This window comes from Streptomyces thermocarboxydus, assembly GCF_024760485.1.
GTDB classification, from domain to species: domain Bacteria; phylum Actinomycetota; class Actinomycetes; order Streptomycetales; family Streptomycetaceae; genus Streptomyces; species Streptomyces cellulosae.
The window spans coordinates 1,735,865-1,752,298 of sequence record NZ_CP058273.1 but is presented as its reverse complement, the minus strand read 5'-3'; the positions used below and the strand labels follow the sequence as shown (position 1 = coordinate 1,752,298).

Here is a 16,434-nt window from a genome sequence, read left to right as displayed (position 1 = left end):
CCGGGATCATCCTCCGGGTGCGGTCGGTTGGGCGGCTTCCAGCAGCGCGGCGAGTTCGACCAGGTCCGTCCCGGTGAGCCGGGGGAGCACGCAGCCGGACAGGGTGCGGCAGCTCTCCCGCCAGGACGCGGGGATCGCGGCGCTCCCGCCCAGCGCCCCGGTGAGGGCGCCGGCCAGCGCCGGGGCGGAGTCCGCGACCCGGGACAGACAGGCCGCCGCCGGAACCGCCTCCGCGATCCGGCCGCCGGCGGCGGTGGTCAGGGCGAGGGCGACGGGGACGGTCTCGGCGGCGGCGACGCCGTAGCTGTAGACGTGGTCGACGATCTGGTGCTCCAGCGACGGCACCAGGGCGAAGGCGCTGCCGGCGTCCGCCGCGAGCGCCAGGGCATGCCGGGCGTTGCGGCCGATCTCGGTGTCCTCGGGCAACTCGGCGCAGGCGGCGGCCGCGCAGGCGTCCGGACCGGCGCCGGCCAGCGCGAGGGACACGGCGGCGGCCATCGCGCGGGCGCCGTGCACGCCGTCGCCGTCCTGGGTGTAACGGGCGTCGAACTCGGCGAGATCGGCGGCGGCCCGGGGGTCGCCCGGGTGCGCCACGGCCAGCACGCAGGCCCGGACGCAGGCCGCGTCGTCGAAGTAGTGCGGGTTGTCGTGGCCGGAGGCGGGCGGGCGCAGCCCGGTGGCGAGGTTGCCGAGTCCGGCGCGCACGGAGATGCGGGCGCGCAGGGGCAGCACGGCGGACTCGGTCTCGGGGGCCCTCTCGGTGGCGGCGGCGACCTCGGCGGCGACCGCGTTCCAGGTGAGGTCGATGGCGGCGCGGGTGCGGCGCTCCCGGCTGAGGTCGCCGAGGACGGTGTCGTCGCCCGCGCGCAGCACCGCCTCGGCGGCGAACGCGGCCCACTCGGCGTCGTCGGAGGGGCCGAGGCGGAGCGGCTCGGGGGGCTGGTTCAGGGCGATGGGGACGGGGAGCGTGGTGGTGGCGTTCTGCTCGGCGAAGGTGTCCAGCTCGCGGGTGAGGCGCCGGGTCCACTCGGGCATGCGGGCGGCGCGGTGCCGGGCGGCGGGCCATCCCGCGGCGTCCCCGGCGGCGAGGCCGAGGAGCAGCCCCTCGACGGCCGCGCGGGGCGGACGGGGAGCGGGTGCGGGCGGCGCGAGGGCGTCGTCGCCCCGCGTGGGTGCGGGGGCGAGGGTGTCGTCGGTGGTCGGGGCAGGGGTGGTGGAGGTCATGTGGGGGTCTCCGGGGTCAGCAGGTCCGCGATGTCGAGGACGTGGTGGCCGGCCATGGCGGGCAGACAGCTGCCGCGGGCCGGGGTGATGGCCGCGGCCCAGTGCCCGGGGACGGCGGTGACGCCCTGGGTCGCCCCGGCCAGCGCTCCGGCCACGGCCGCCGTGGTGTCGGCGTCGCGGCCCATGTTCACGGCGGTCAGCACCGCCTGCTCGAAGTCGCCGTCGGCCGCCGCGTAGGCGCCGAAGGCCAGGGCCACCGCCTCCGGGGCGAGGTCGGTCCAGGGGTAGCCGCCGATCACGACCGCGGCGCGGACCGCGCGTTCGCCGCGGTGGGCGGCGGTCACCGCGCGGCGCAGCGAGCGGGCCGTCCAGGAGTCCTCCGGCACCACCGCCAGCGCCGAGGCGACGACCGTGACCACGGGCGCCCCGGCCATGGCCGCCGCGACGCCCGCCGCGACCGCCCGCCCGCCGTAGATGCCCTCCCCGTCGTGGCTGACCGAGCCGTCGATCGCCGCGAGCCGGGCCGCCTCGTCGGGCAGCCCGGCCGCGTACACGCCGTACGGCGCCGCCCGCATCGCGAGGCCGTCGCTCCAGGCGTGCCGGTGCTGGGCGGAGATGGGCGCGGCCAGGCCCCGGCGGAGGTTCTCCAGCGTGCCCCGCTCGCTGAAGCCGGCGCCGCGGAAGGGGCCCTCGGCGCGGTCGGCGATCCACTCGTGCCAGGCCGCCTCGACATGCGCGGGGGTGAGCGCGGAGCCGTGCCGGGCGGCCAGCAGCCCCGAGAAGATCGCGTACTCGGTGTCGTCCGTGCCGGCCGGCGGGTCGCTCACATAGCCGGTGATGCGGCCCCACTTCGCGCGGATCTCGGAGGGCTTCATGTTCTCGGCGGGGGCGCCCAGCGCGTCGCCGACGGCCAGGCCGAGCAGCGCGCCGCGGGCCCGTTCGCGGAGCCCGAGGGCGTCCCCGGGCGCGGGCGCCGAGGGGATGCGGGCGGTCGATGCCATACGCGGCTCTCCTCTCAGGCGCGCCCCGTGGGGCGCCGGCCCTTTGCGGAACTGTCCCCGGCGCCGGGTCCGCCGCAGCCTCGCGTACCGGAGCGTCACCCGGACGAGATGCGCGGGGCGTCCGAGCGGACCGGGGCGGACGGCAAAAGCGCTGGTTAGCGCAGCCTTTCCTTGCTGGCGAGGGGTTCCGCCGAGGCGTAGACTGGGCAGCGTCGAAAATTGGAATGAGTCCAAATTACGTCCGCACGGGTGTCCGGAAGCGAGGGCGCCCGGCAGAGTCCAGGGGGACCCAGGCATGGCCATCATCGAGACCGAGGCGACGCTCCACGAGGCGCACCGCGACAACCACACCCACCGCGACGTCAACGGCGGCTGGCTGCGCCCCGCGGTGTTCGGCGCCATGGACGGGCTGGTCTCCAACCTCGCCCTCATGACCGGCGTCGCCGGCGGGGCCGTCGGCCAGCAGACGATCGTCCTCAGCGGCCTCGCCGGACTGGCCGCCGGCGCCTTCTCCATGGCGGCCGGCGAGTACACCTCCGTCGCCTCCCAGCGCGAGCTGGTCGAGGCCGAGCTGGACGTCGAGCGCGGGGAGTTGCGCAAGCACCCCAAGGACGAGGAGGCCGAGCTGGCCGCGCTCTACGAGTCGCGCGGCGTCGAGCCCGGCCTGGCCCGTGAGGTCGCCCGGCAGCTCTCCCGCGACCCCGAGCAGGCCCTGGAGATACACGCCCGCGAGGAACTGGGCATCGACCCCGGCGACCTGCCCTCGCCCACCGTCGCCGCCGTCTCCAGCTTCGGGTCCTTCGCGCTGGGCGCGCTGCTGCCGGTCCTGCCGTACCTGCTCGGCGCGAGCACCCTGTGGCCGGCGGTGCTGGTGGCGCTGCTCGGGCTCTTCCTGTGCGGGGCCGTGGTGGCGAAGGTCACGGCGCGCTCCTGGTGGTTCAGCGGCCTGCGGCAGCTCGCCCTGGGTGGCGCGGCGGCCGGTGTGACGTACGCCCTGGGATCGTTTTTCGGTACCGCCGTAGGATGAGCTCTTGCGTCTATGCGGTGCTTCGCATAAACAATCATTACTTGCTGGTTTCGCATGTGTGACCAGTGGGCATGAGCCGTACGCGCTGCAGGCAATGAGGCCGACGGCGTGCCCAGCGGAAGAGGCGAAGAGGCCTCTTCCCGCCATCGGGCCGGCGGACACCGATCTGTCCGCACCGGCTCCCCACAGCTTCCGTCGACGGGCGCGGAACCCCGCCGCGACCCGGACGATGTCCGCATGCTGGAACGGATTATCCCGGTACCCGAGAGGCGTTCCATCATGTAACCTGCACGAAATTTAGCCACGCAGAGGGCCAACGTCGTCCCTCGGCACTTGCACCAATGCCAATTGACGACGACGGGAGAGCCGATGCGTACGCCGCGCCAGCCGTCCCAGCATTCCTCGAACGACCGCACGAGCTGGTCGTTCATGGATGCTCGCCCTGCTGCGCAGGGTATGTACGACCCCCGCAACGAGCACGACGCCTGCGGCGTCGGCTTCGTCGCCACCCTCACCGGCGAGGCGTCCCACACCCTGGTCGAGCAGGCCCTCACCGTCCTGCGGAACCTCGAGCACCGCGGCGCCACCGGCTCCGAGCCCGACTCCGGCGACGGCGCGGGCATCCTCTCCCAGATCCCGGACGCCTTCTTCCGCGAGGTGGCCGGATTCGACCTGCCCGCGGCCGGCGGTTACGCGGTCGGCATCGCCTTCCTCCCCGAGGAGGGCGCCGACGAGGCCGTCGCCCGCATCGAGGAGATCGCCGCCGCCGAGGAGCTCACCGTCCTCGGCTGGCGCGAGGTGCCGGTCGCGCCCCAGCTGCTCGGCGCCACCGCCCGCTCGACCATGCCGGTCTTCCGCCAGCTCTTCGTCACCGACGGGGTCAGCACGGGCATCGAACTGGACCGCAAGGCGTTCGTGGTGCGCAAGCGCGCCGAGCGCGAGGTGGGCGTCTACTTCCCGTCGCTGTCCGCGCGGACCATCGTCTACAAGGGCATGCTGACCACCGGCCAGCTCGAGCCCTTCTTCCCGGACCTCTCCGACCGCCGCTTCGGCTCCGCCATTGCGCTGGTCCACTCCCGGTTCTCCACGAACACCTTCCCGTCGTGGCCGCTCGCGCACCCGTACCGCTTCGTCGCGCACAACGGTGAGATCAACACCGTCAAGGGCAACCGCAACTGGATGCGCGCCCGCGAGTCGCAGCTGATGTCCGACCTGTTCGGCACGGAGAAGGACCTCGAGCGGATCTTCCCGGTCTGCACGCCCGACGCCTCGGACTCCGCGTCCTTCGACGAGGTGCTGGAGCTGCTGCACCTCGGCGGCCGCAGCCTGCCCCACTCGGTGCTGATGATGATCCCGGAGGCGTGGGAGAACCACGACTCCATGGACCCGGCCCGCCGCGCCTTCTACCAGTACCACGCCACGATGATGGAGCCCTGGGACGGCCCGGCCTGCGTCACCTTCACCGACGGCACCCAGGTCGGCGCCGTGCTCGACCGCAACGGCCTGCGCCCCGGCCGCTACTGGGTCACCGACGACGGCCTTGTCGTCCTCGGCTCCGAGGTCGGCGTCCTCGACATCGACCCGGCGAAGGTGGTCCGCAAGGGCCGTCTGCAGCCCGGCCGCATGTTCCTCGTGGACACCGCCGAGCACCGCATCATCGAGGACGACGAGATCAAGTCGCAGCTCGCCGCCGAGCACCCCTACGAGGAGTGGCTCGAGGCCGGCGAGATCGAGCTGTCCGACCTGCCCGAGCGCGAGCACATCGTGCACACGCACGCCTCGGTCACCCGCCGCCAGCAGACCTTCGGCTACACCGAGGAGGAGCTGCGCGTCCTCCTCGCCCCGATGGCCAAGACCGGCGCCGAGCCCATCGGCTCGATGGGCACCGACTCGCCGATCGCCGCGCTCAGCGAGCGCCCGCGGCTGCTGTTCGACTACTTCACCCAGTTGTTCGCGCAGGTCACCAACCCGCCGCTGGACGCGATCCGCGAGGAACTGGTCACCTCGCTGCGCTCCTCGCTCGGCCCGCAGGGCAACCTGCTGGAGCCGACGGCCGCCGCGTGTCGCAGCGTCACGCTGCCCTTCCCGGTGATCGACAACGATGAGCTGGCCAAGCTCATCCACATCAACGCCGACGGCGACATGCCCGGTTTCAAGGCCGCGACCCTCTCCGGCCTGTACCGCGTGGCCGGCGGCGGCGAGGCCCTCGCCGCCCGCATCGAGGACATCTGCGCCGAGGCCGACGCCGCCATCGAGAACGGCGCCCGGCTGATCGTCCTGTCCGACCGGCACTCCGACGCCGAGCACGCGCCGATCCCGTCGCTGCTGCTCACCGCGGCCGTCCACCACCACCTCATCCGCACCAAGCAGCGCACCCAGGTGGGCCTGCTGGTCGAGGCCGGCGACGTCCGCGAGGTCCACCACGTCGCCCTGCTCATCGGCTACGGCGCCGCCGCGGTCAACCCGTACCTGGCCATGGAGTCCGTCGAGGACCTGGTCCGCGCCGGAACCTTCCTGCCCGGCATCGAGGCCGAGCAGGCCATCCGGAACCTGATCTACGCCCTCGGCAAGGGCGTGCTCAAGGTCATGTCCAAGATGGGCATCTCCACCGTCGCCTCCTACCGCGGCGCCCAGGTCTTCGAGGCCGTCGGTCTCGAGGAGTCCTTCGTCGAGAAGTACTTCAACGGCACCACCAGCAAGATCGGCGGCGTCGGCATCGACGTCATCGCCAAGGAAGTCGCAGCCCGCCACGCCAAGGCGTACCCCGCCTCCGGCATCGCCCCGGCGCACCGCGCGCTGGACATCGGCGGCGAGTACCAGTGGCGCCGCGAGGGCGAGCCGCACCTGTTCGACCCGGAGACGGTCTTCCGCCTGCAGCACTCCACGCGCTCGGGCCGCTACGACATCTTCAAGAAGTACACGGAGCGGGTGAACGAGCAGTCCGAGCGGCTGATGACGCTGCGCGGTCTGTTCGGCTTCAAGTCGGACCGGCAGCCCATCCCGGTCGAGGAGGTCGAGCCGGTCTCCGAGATCGTCAAGCGGTTCTCCACCGGCGCCATGTCGTACGGCTCCATCTCGCAGGAGGCGCACGAGACCCTCGCCATCGCCATGAACCAGCTGGGCGGCAAGTCCAACACCGGTGAGGGCGGCGAGGACCCGGAGCGCCTGTACGACCCGGCCCGCCGGTCGTCCATCAAGCAGGTCGCCTCCGGCCGCTTCGGCGTGACCTCCGAGTACCTGGTCAACTCCGACGACATCCAGATCAAGATGGCCCAGGGCGCCAAGCCCGGCGAGGGCGGCCAGCTGCCCGGCCACAAGGTCTACCCGTGGGTCGCGAAGACGCGTCACTCGACGCCGGGCGTGGGGCTCATCTCCCCGCCGCCGCACCACGACATCTACTCCATCGAGGACCTCGCCCAGCTGATCCACGACCTGAAGAACGCCAACCCCCAGGCGCGCATTCACGTCAAGCTGGTCTCCGAGGTCGGCGTCGGCACCGTCGCCGCGGGTGTCTCCAAGGCGCACGCGGACGTGGTGCTGATCTCCGGCCACGACGGCGGCACCGGCGCCTCCCCGCTGACGTCGCTGAAGCACGCCGGTGGTCCCTGGGAGCTCGGCCTCGCCGAGACCCAGCAGACGCTGCTGCTCAACGGCCTGCGCGACCGCATCGTCGTGCAGACCGACGGCCAGCTGAAGACCGGCCGTGACGTGGTGATCGCCGCGCTGCTCGGAGCCGAGGAGTTCGGCTTCGCCACCGCGCCGCTCGTCGTCTCCGGCTGCGTCATGATGCGCGTCTGCCACCTGGACACCTGCCCGGTCGGCATCGCCACCCAGAACCCGGTGCTGCGCGACCGGTTCTCCGGCAAGGCCGAGTACGTCGTCAACTTCTTCCGGTTCATCGCCCAGGAGGTCCGCGAGCTCCTCGCCGAGCTGGGCTTCCGCTCCATCGACGAGGCCGTCGGCCACGCCGAGGTGCTGGACGTGACCCGCGCGGTCAACCACTGGAAGGCGCAGGGCCTGGAGCTCGAGCCGCTGTTCCACGTGCCCGAGCTGCCCGAGGGCGCCGCCCGCCACCAGGTGGTCGGCCAGGACCACGGCCTGGAGAAGGCGCTCGACAACGAGCTGATCAAGCTCGCCGCCGACGCGCTGTCCGCCTCCGGGGCCGAGGACGCCCAGCCGGTGCGCGCCCAGGTCGCCATCCGCAACATCAACCGCACGGTCGGCACCATGCTCGGCCACGAGGTGACGAAGAAGTTCGGCGGCGCGGGTCTGCCCGACGACACCATCGACATCACCTTCACCGGCTCCGCCGGCCAGTCGTTCGGCGCTTTCATCCCGCGTGGTGTGACGCTGCGCCTGGAGGGCGACGCGAACGACTACGTCGGCAAGGGCCTGTCCGGCGGCCGTATCGTCGTCCGCCCGGACCGCGGCGCCGACCACCTCGCCGAGTACAGCGTCATCGCCGGCAACACCCTCGCCTACGGCGCCACCGCCGGCGAGATGTTCCTGCGCGGCAAGGTCGGCGAGCGGTTCTGCGTCCGCAACTCCGGCGCGCTGGTCGTCTCCGAGGGCGTGGGCGACCACGGCTGCGAGTACATGACCGGCGGTCACGCGGTCGTCCTGGGCGAGACCGGGCGCAACTTCGCGGCCGGCATGTCCGGCGGCATCGCGTACGTCATCGACCTGGACCGGGACAACGTCAACGCCGGCAACGTCACGGCCGTGGAGGCGCTGGACGACGCCGACAAGCAGTGGCTGCACGACGTGGTCCGCCGGCACCAGGAGGAGACGGGCTCCACCGTCGCCGAGAAGCTGCTCGCCGACTGGGACACCAGTGTGCAGCGCTTCAGCAAGATCATCCCCAGCACGTACAAGGCAGTGCTCGCCGCCAAGGACGCCGCCGAGCGAGCCGGTCTGTCCGAGACCGAGATCACCGAGAAGATGATGGAGGCGGCGATCAATGGCTGACCCGAAGGGCTTTCTGAACCACGGCCGCGAGGTCGCCACGTCCCGTCCGGTCGAGGAGCGCAAGAAGGACTGGAACGAGGTCTACGTCCCCGGCTCCCTGCTGCCGATCATCAGCAAGCAGGCCAGCCGCTGCATGGACTGCGGCATCCCGTTCTGTCACAACGGCTGTCCGCTCGGGAACCTCATCCCGGAGTGGAACGACTACGCCTACCGCGAGGACTGGGGCGCGGCGAGCGACCGGCTGCACGCCACGAACAACTTCCCCGAGTTCACCGGGCGGCTGTGCCCCGCCCCGTGCGAGTCGGCGTGCGTGCTCGGTATCAACCAGCCGCCGGTCACCATCAAGAACGTCGAGGTCTCGATCATCGACAAGGCGTGGGAGACCGGTGACGTCGCGCCGCAGATCCCCGAGCGCCTGTCCGGCAAGACCGTCGCGGTGGTCGGCTCCGGCCCCGCGGGCCTGGCCGCGGCCCAGCAGCTGACCCGGGCCGGCCACACCGTCGCCGTCTACGAGCGCGCGGACCGCATCGGAGGCCTCCTCCGGTACGGCATCCCCGAGTTCAAGATGGAGAAGCGGCACATCAACCGCCGGATCGAGCAGATGCGCGCGGAGGGCACCAAGTTCCGCACCGGCATCGAGATCGGCCGTGACATGCCCGCCACCGCGCTGCGCAAGCGGTACGACGCCGTGGTCCTCGCCGTCGGCGCCACCACCCCGCGCGACCTGCCGGTGCCCGGCCGCGAGCTCAAGGGCATCTACCAGGCCATGGAGTACCTGCCGCTGGCGAACAAGGTGCAGGAGGGCGACTATGTCTCCCCGCCCATCACCGCCGAGGGCAAGCACGTCGTCGTGATCGGCGGCGGCGACACCGGCGCCGACTGCGTGGGCACCGCCCACCGCCAGGGCGCCGCCTCGGTGACGCAGCTGGAGATCATGCCCCGCCCCAACGAGGAGCGGGACCCGGTCGCCCAGCCGTGGCCGACGTTCCCCATGCTCTACAAGGTCACCAGCGCGCACGAGGAGGGCGGCGAGCGGATCTACTCCGTCTCCACCACCCACTTCGAGGGCGACGAGGACGGCAACGTCCAGTGGCTGCACATGACCGAGGTGGAGTTCGTCGACGGCAAGCTGACGCAGAAGCCGGGCACCGAGCGCAAGATCCCCGCTCAGCTCGTCACCCTCGCCATGGGCTTCACCGGCACCGACCGGGAGAACGGCCTGGTCGAGCAGTTCGGCCTGGAGCTGGACGCGCGCGGCAACATCGCCCGCGACGCCGACTTCCAGACCAACGTGCCCGGCGTGTTCGTCGCCGGTGACGCCGGCCGCGGCCAGTCGCTCATCGTGTGGGCGATCGCCGAGGGCCGCTCGGCCGCCCGCGGCTGCGACCGGTACCTGACCGGGGCGAGCGCCCTGCCCGCCCCGATCCGCCCGACGGACCGCGCCCTCGCGGTCTGACACCCCGGAGAACGTCCCGCACAAAGGCGTGCGGAACACCGCGGCGCCTGCCCGCCAGTCCCCGACCGGACCGACTGGGCAGGCGCCGCGACATGTTCAGGACAGGGTGTAGGAGTCCCCGTACATCTCCCAGGTGAGCGGGGTGTCCAGGTCCAGGTTCCCGGCCTGGAGGAACCGGCGCTGCGCGGTGTCGACGCGGGAGGTGTCGCGGTCCGGGTAGCGGGTGAGCATGGCCTCACGGCGGGCGTCGAGGAAGGCGTCCAGGTAGTCCGTCTCCGCGCCGCCCGCGGCGGGCGTCTTCGCCTGCTCCAGGACGCGCTCGCGCAGGGCGTAGAAGCCGTTCTCGTCGGTGCCGGTGCCGTGGAAGACCATCGCGTCGTAGTACACGAACTGGCCCAGGGTGCCCAGGCCGTCCAGCTTGGCGAGGCGGACCGCCGGGTCGAAGTAGACGCTGTCGCGCTCCTCCTCCTGCGCGGCGCGGAACTCCGGCACCTCCGCCTCCGCCTTCCACGCCTCGGTGAAGCCCGGGTCGAGTCCCTCGTGCGAGTCGGTGCCGTCGACCTTCCGCAGGGCGGGCAGATAGCGCGCGAGGCCGTTGCCGGGATTCTTCTCCGTGTAGTGCTCGACCAGGGTGAGCAGGTCGTGGGTGCCGGTGCAGAAGCCGATGATGCCCGCGGTGTAGCCGCAGTCGTCGTCGCGGTCCTCGATGATCCCGTAGGTGGAGCGCCAGTCGGTGGTGGAGTGCTCGGCGCTCGCCACCAGCCGGTGCGCCAGTTCCCTCTTGGCGGGGGCGGCGAGGCCGGGCGGCAGGGAGGCGACGGTCTCGTCGTCCTCGTCCCGCTGCTGCTCGTGGTCCTGCTCGGCCCGCTCCTTGGCGTCGTCGCGGGAGGACTGCGCGCCGACGGAGGTCGGGACGGCGGGGGCGTCGGCGGCTGTCGACGGCAGGACGAAGTACACCGCCGTGGCGACCACGGGAAGGCCCGCGAGGAAGAGCACACCGGCACGTTTCACTGGGGGATCCCTCCACCTGTCAGGTCCGACACCTTGACCGCCGCCAGGACGGCGAGCAGCACCAGCAGCAGCGCGCACGCGCCGGCCTGCACCAGCACCCGGCGTCCGTCGCGCGGCGCCCAGGCGAACGCGAGCGCCACCAGACCGCCGGTCAGCAGCCCGCCCAGGTGGCCCTGCCACGAGGTGAACACCGCGGAGACCACCAGCCACAGCAGCAGCCCGGTCATGAAGCGGTTCACCCCGCGCATGTCGGCGCCGACCCGCCGGGCCACGACGTAGTAGGCGGCCCCGATCCCGAACAGCGCGCCGGAGGCGCCGACCGTGGGGTCCGAGGGCGCGAGCAGCAGCACCAGCACCGAACCGCCCAGCGCCGACAGCAGATACAGGGCGAGGTAGTGGACCCGGCCGAGCATCGGCTCGACCGCCCGGCCCAGGTTCCACAGCATCGCCATGTTCATCACCACGTGGAGGAGACCGAACGTCCCCTCCGTCGGCGGCAGATGCAGGAACGCGCCGGTCAGCAGCCGGTACCACTCGCCGCCCACGACCCCCTCGGGCGTGAAGTCCGCCGGGTACGGCTGCGTCCACACGTAGTGGCCGCCGTCCGGGCCGAGCAGCCCCGCGCCCACCATCGCGAACCGGTCCACGACCTCCGGCCGGACCACCTCCGCCAGGTACGCCAGCGCGTTGAGCGCGATCAGCGCGTACGTGACCACGGGGACGACGGAGACCCGGCCGCCCACCAGGGTGCGCGCCTGCCGCACCGACCGGGCGCCCTCACGGACGCAGTCGGGGCACTGGTGGCCGACCGCGGCCTCGCGCATGCAGTCGGGGCAGATGTACCGCTCGCAGCGGACGCAGCGCACATGGCACTCCACCCGCGGATGGCGGTAGCAGGTGGTGACGGCGGACTCGGGTTCCACAGGCCGGCTCCTCGGCGAGTCGGGACGAAAACGGCCGGCGGGGGACGGCGGCGCACACTACGACAGCGGCGAACAAAATAGCGAACACCTGAGAAGTGAGCGAATGGCGGGGTGAAATGCCGCTCTTGTGGCGGTCGTTGAGTGTGGGGCACGGGTGCCGGGCGCCCGAGGGCCGGCACCGGGTCGAACCGCCGGAGGTCCTACGTGTCGCATTCCAGCACGGACCGGCACAGACCGCACCGCGCCCGTACCCTCCCCGCCACCGGCACCCGGATCCGCTGATGGCAGGTGGGACAGGGGAACGACACCCGCAGCGGGCCGTGCCCGTCCGCCGAGAACCGGTACGCCGTCTCCCGCCCCGCCTCCGGCGCCCCAGCGTGCCCCTGTGCGTGCCTGCGGTCCCGCGCGTACCGGAGCCGCCCGGTCCAGCCCGCCGCGCGCAGCGGCGGCTGCTCCGCGTCCCGCCGCGCCAGCGCCAGCCCCTCCCGGTACGCCGTGTACGCCTGCGGACTGGTGAACCACACCGACGGGTCCTCGCCGAACAGCAGCGCCCGCTTCGCCAGCACGTACCCGAACTCCTCCGGCGTGAGGTACCCGAGCTTCTGCGTCGACGCCCTGTCCTCCCGGAACGCGTCCAGCAGCAGCCACCCCGCCCCGAGATAGGTCGCCGCGGTGTCCGTGAGGATCTCGTTCTCCCGCGTCGACGGGAACGACAGCCCCAGCCGGTGCAGGTACACGTGCGCCACCTCGTGCGCCAGCGCCGCCCCGATGTCCCGGCGGTGGTCCCGGAACCGGTCGTTCAGCTCGACGAAGTACTCGGGCCCCGCGGTCAGTTCGACGTTCGCCGCATGCGTCATCTCACGGAACCCGACGATCAGCCGCGCGTCCGGCAGCCGGTAGTGCGCCACCATCTCGCGCGCCACCCGCTGCGCCCCCAGATGCAGGTCGTCCGCGTCAGCGAACGCCACGTCGGCCGGCGCCACGCTCGCCGAGAACGTGCGCACCGTGTCGTAGGAAAGGCGCCGGTACAGCGCCGTGACCGACTCCCGCACCGTCCGCAGATGCGGGTAACCGTGCTCCACCGGTCCGCCGTTCGCCACGTCGCACCCCCGCCGCGCCTGGACACCGTCCACTGTACGAGCCGAGCCGCCGCCGCGGGTCCGCCCCGCCGTAGGCTGGGCCGCCATGACCACCAGCAACGCCGCCACCCCCGACGCCGACCCCGCGGTCCTCGAGGAACTGACCCGACTGCGCGACAGCATCGACAACATCGACGCGGCCGTCGTCCACATGCTCGCCGAGCGCTTCAAGTGCACCCAGCAGGTCGGCCGGCTCAAGGCGGAGCACCGGCTGCCGCCCGCCGACCCGGGGCGCGAGGCCCGCCAGATCGCCCGGCTGCGCGCCCTCGCCGAGGACGCCAAGCTCGACCCGGCCTTCGCGGAGAAGTTCCTGACGTTCATCATCGCCGAGGTGATCCGCCACCACGAGAGCATCGCGGACGACGCGGCCAACGGCACGTCCTGAACGGGCCGGTGAAGGGTCCGGTGCGCGGCGGGGAGTGACAGGGCGGCCCACGCGGTGCATGCTCGCTGTGCACGCCTTGTCGGCTCACGCACACCGTCCGTCAGCAACCGGACCCGCGTCCGGCCCTGGCAGGGAAGGACGTGCCCCATGCCGCCCACCGCCCGCATCCTCCTCGTCGACGACCACGAGGACACGCTGTACGCCCTGGAGAGCGCCCTGGCCCCGCTCGGACAGCCGCTGGGCCGGGCCACCAGCGGCGACGAGGCGCTCAAGCAGCTGCTGCGCGGCAACGTCGGCGTGCTCCTGCTCGACGCCCACATGCCCGGCACCGGCGGCCTCGACGTCGTGCGCTGGATGCGCCGCCTGGAGCAGACCCGGCACATACCCGTCGTCCTGCTCACCGGCTTCGCCCGCGACCACCGGCTCGGCGCCGCCGCCTACCGCCTCGGCGTGGCCGACCTCGTCACCACCCCCGTCGACCCCTGGGCGCTGCGCACCAAGGTGCGCCACCTCTACGACACCCACCAGCGCCGGCTCGCCCTGGAGGCCGAGCTGCGCTCCCTGCGCGCCCGGCTCGACGCCGCCGGCGCCCCCGCCGCACGCCCCGCGCCGCCCCCGCCGCACGCGCACGTGCTCCCCACGCAGCCCCCGGGGGCGCACACCGCGGAGCTCGGCGGGGACCGGACATAGGCCGCGTACCCCATCCTCCTCTGTGCCGCGCCGACGCCATCAGGCAGCATGGCGTCCATGTCCGTACTGACGCGCGACGAAGCGCAGAACCGAGCACAGCTCATCGACGTCCACCGCTGCACGATCGCCCTCGATCTGACCACCGGGGACGAGACGTTCGACTCCCGCACCCTCATCAGGTTCGGCGCCCGCGCGGACGCGGACACCTTCGTCGAGATCGACCCCGCCGAGCTGCGCTCCGTCACGCTCGACGGCCGGACCCTCGACCCCGCCCTCCTCGACGGCGGCCGGTTCCCGCTGAGGAACCTCACCGCCGGCGAGCACGAGCTGCTGGTCGACGCGCGCATGCGCTACTCCCGCACCGGCGAGGGCATGCACCGCTTCACCGACCCCGGCGACGGCGAGACCTACGTCTACACCCAGCTCTTCCTGGACGACGTGCGGCGCGTCTTCGCCGCCTTCGACCAGCCCGACCTCAAGGCCGTCTTCGAACTCACCGTCACCGCCCCCGAGCACTGGACGGTCCTCGCCAACGGCGTCACCGAGCACACCGGCGGCGGCGTGTGGAAGGCCGCGCCCACCCCGCCCGTCTCCACCTACCTGGTCGCCGTCGCCGCCGGACCCTGGCACTCCGTGCGCACCGAGCACCGCGGCCTGCCGTTCGGCCTGCACTGCCGCCGCTCCCTCGCGCCCCACCTGGAGGCGGACGCCGAGGAGCTGCTCGAGATCACCCGCGCCTGCTTCGACCGCTACCACGAGAAGTTCGAGGAGCCGTACCCCTTCGACTCCTACGACCAGGCCTTCGTGCCCGAGTTCAACGCGGGCGCCATGGAGAACCCCGGCCTTGTCACCTTCCGCGACGAGTTCGTCTACCGCTCCGCCGTCACCGACACCGAGCGGCAGCGGCGCGCCATGGTGATCGCCCACGAGATGGCCCACATGTGGTTCGGCGACCTCGTCACCCTGCGCTGGTGGGACGACATCTGGCTGAACGAGTCCTTCGCCGAGTACATGGGCTACCAGACCCTCAACGAGGTCACCCCCGCCAGCCCCGGCGGGCAGCCGCCCCGCTGGCGCGGCGAGGGCACCTGGACCGACTTCGGCGTCTCCCGCAAGACCTGGGGCTACGACGCCGACCAGCGGCCCTCCACCCACCCCGTCGCCCCGGAACACGTCGAGGACACCGCCTCCGCGCTGCTCAACTTCGACGGCATCTCCTACGCCAAGGGCGCCTCCGCCCTGCGCCAGCTCGTCGCCTGGCTCGGCGAGAAGGACTTCCTCGCCGGCATCAACACCCACTTCGAGCGGTACCGCTTCGGCAACGCGGGCCTCGCCGAGTTCATCGACTCCCTCGCCTCCGCCACCGAGCGGGACGTGCACGCCTGGGCCGACGCCTGGCTGCGCACCAGCGGAGTCGACACGCTCACCGCCTCCGTCGACGCGGTGCCCGGCCGGTGGACCCTCACCCTGGACCGCGAGGGCGGCCGCCCGCACCGGGTGACCGTCGGGGTCTACGACCGCGACCTCAGCGACGGACGCACCCTCACCCTGCGCGAGCGCTACGAGACCGACGTGCCGCAGACCGCCGCCCCCGAGCCGCGCCCCGGCACCCGCCCCGCCCTGGTCGTCCCCAACGACCTGGACCTGACCTACGCCAAGATCCGCCTCGACGAGACCTCCCTGGAGACCGCCCTGCGCGGACTGCCGGGCATCCCCGACGCGCTCACCCGGGCCGTCGTCTGGAACACCCTGCGCGACATGGTCCGCGACGGCGACCTGGCCCCCTCCGCCTACCTGGCCACCGCCGCCACCCATCTGCCCGAGGAGACCGACGTCGCCCTCGTCCAGGGCGTCCTCGCCTTCGCCTCCGGGGAGGTCGCCGACCACTACCTCGCCCCGGACCGGCGGCCCGCCGCGCTCGCCACCCTCACCGACCTGTGCCGCGACCTCATCCGCCGCACCGAGGACGGCGACCACCCGGGCCTGCGCCTGGTCGCGGTGCGCCACTGCATCGACGCGGCCTCCCGCCCCGAGACCATCGCCGCCTGGCTCACCGAGGGCACCGTCCCCGGCGGCCCCGAACTGGACCCGGAGCTGCGCTGGCGGATCCTCGGCCGGCTCGCCGTCCTCGGCGCCGTCGACGAGACCGACATCGCCGAGGAGCTGCGCCGCGACCCCAGCGCCACCGGCCAGGAGGGCGCCGCCCGCTGCCGGGCCGCCCTGCCCGACCCGGACGCCAAGGCCCGCGCCTGGGACGCCATGTTCGGCTCCGACGACCTGTCCAACTACCTGTTCACCGCCACCGCCCGCGGCTTCTGGCAGCCCGAGCAGGCCGAGCTGGTCCGCCCGTACGTGGCGCGCTACTTCAAGGACGCCGTGGCCGTCGCCGCGCGCCGCGGCCCCGCCATCGCCACCGCCGCGGGACGCTGGGCGTTCCCCGCCCACGCCGTGGAGCCCGAGACCCTGAAGCTCGGCGAGAAGACGCTGCGCAAGGCCGACCCCGTGCCGGCGCTGCGCCGCCAGTTCACCGACCGGCTCGACGACCTGGCCCGCGCCCTGCGCGTCCAGGAGGCCTGAGACCGGGCGGGGCAGCGGGACAACGGGACACAA

Annotated in this window: 11 protein-coding genes; 6 read left to right on the top strand and 5 right to left on the bottom strand. The window is 72.8% G+C overall.

The genetic code is table 11. The features are described from left to right. Positions 1-6: 6 nt before the first annotated feature. Both AY578_RS08185 and AY578_RS08180 read right to left on the bottom strand, forming a co-directional pair. A complete protein-coding gene (locus tag AY578_RS08185) occupies positions 7-1,224 on the bottom strand; it encodes an ADP-ribosylglycohydrolase family protein (protein WP_028960759.1) in 1,218 nt (405 codons plus the stop codon). Then, complete coding sequence (locus AY578_RS08180) at positions 1,221-2,225, bottom strand: ADP-ribosylglycohydrolase family protein (RefSeq protein ID WP_019525476.1); 1,005 nt, start codon at positions 2,223-2,225, stop codon at positions 1,221-1,223. Before AY578_RS08180 ends, AY578_RS08185 begins: the two co-directional genes overlap by 4 nt. 295 nt (positions 2,226-2,520) lie before the next feature. On the opposite strand from AY578_RS08180, the gene AY578_RS08175 reads away from it, so the two are divergent. From AY578_RS08175 to AY578_RS08165, 3 genes are all read left to right on the top strand, one after another. Further along, positions 2,521-3,252: a VIT1/CCC1 transporter family protein gene (locus tag AY578_RS08175; protein WP_019525477.1), complete on the top strand. Its 732-nt coding sequence runs from the start codon at positions 2,521-2,523 to the stop codon at positions 3,250-3,252. A gap of 369 nt (positions 3,253-3,621) precedes the next feature. Next, complete coding sequence (gene gltB, locus AY578_RS08170; RefSeq protein WP_078504607.1) at positions 3,622-8,220, top strand: glutamate synthase large subunit; 4,599 nt, start codon at positions 3,622-3,624, stop codon at positions 8,218-8,220. Further along, a complete protein-coding gene (locus AY578_RS08165) occupies positions 8,213-9,676 on the top strand; it encodes a glutamate synthase subunit beta (protein ID WP_019525479.1) in 1,464 nt (487 codons plus the stop codon). Before gltB ends, AY578_RS08165 begins: the two co-directional genes overlap by 8 nt. A 96-nt stretch (positions 9,677-9,772) precedes the next feature. Here the strand turns inward: AY578_RS08165 and AY578_RS08160 are convergent, their stop codons facing one another. From AY578_RS08160 to AY578_RS08150, 3 genes are all read right to left on the bottom strand, one after another. Next, entirely contained in the window at positions 9,773-10,687 is a 915-nt protein-coding gene (locus AY578_RS08160; protein ID WP_215048992.1) for a chitosanase, read from the bottom strand. Then, complete coding sequence (locus AY578_RS08155; RefSeq protein ID WP_019525481.1) at positions 10,684-11,610, bottom strand: rhomboid family intramembrane serine protease; 927 nt, start codon at positions 11,608-11,610, stop codon at positions 10,684-10,686. Before AY578_RS08155 ends, AY578_RS08160 begins: the two co-directional genes overlap by 4 nt. Before the next feature lie 200 nt (positions 11,611-11,810). Continuing rightward, positions 11,811-12,710 (bottom strand): hypothetical protein, encoded by a 900-nt coding sequence (locus tag AY578_RS08150; protein WP_161107323.1) that lies wholly within the window; start codon positions 12,708-12,710, stop codon positions 11,811-11,813. An 85-nt stretch (positions 12,711-12,795) separates the two neighbouring features. On the opposite strand from AY578_RS08150, the gene AY578_RS08145 reads away from it, so the two are divergent. From AY578_RS08145 to pepN, 3 genes are all read left to right on the top strand, one after another. After that, positions 12,796-13,134: a chorismate mutase gene (locus AY578_RS08145; protein WP_019525483.1), complete on the top strand. Its 339-nt coding sequence runs from the start codon at positions 12,796-12,798 to the stop codon at positions 13,132-13,134. A gap of 147 nt (positions 13,135-13,281) precedes the next feature. Continuing rightward, a complete protein-coding gene (locus tag AY578_RS08140) occupies positions 13,282-13,824 on the top strand; it encodes a response regulator (RefSeq protein WP_161107322.1) in 543 nt (180 codons plus the stop codon). A gap of 48 nt (positions 13,825-13,872) precedes the next feature. Further along, positions 13,873-16,401, top strand: coding sequence for an aminopeptidase N (pepN, locus tag AY578_RS08135; protein ID WP_258902214.1), 2,529 nt, complete (start codon positions 13,873-13,875; stop codon positions 16,399-16,401). Positions 16,402-16,434 lie beyond the last annotated feature (33 nt).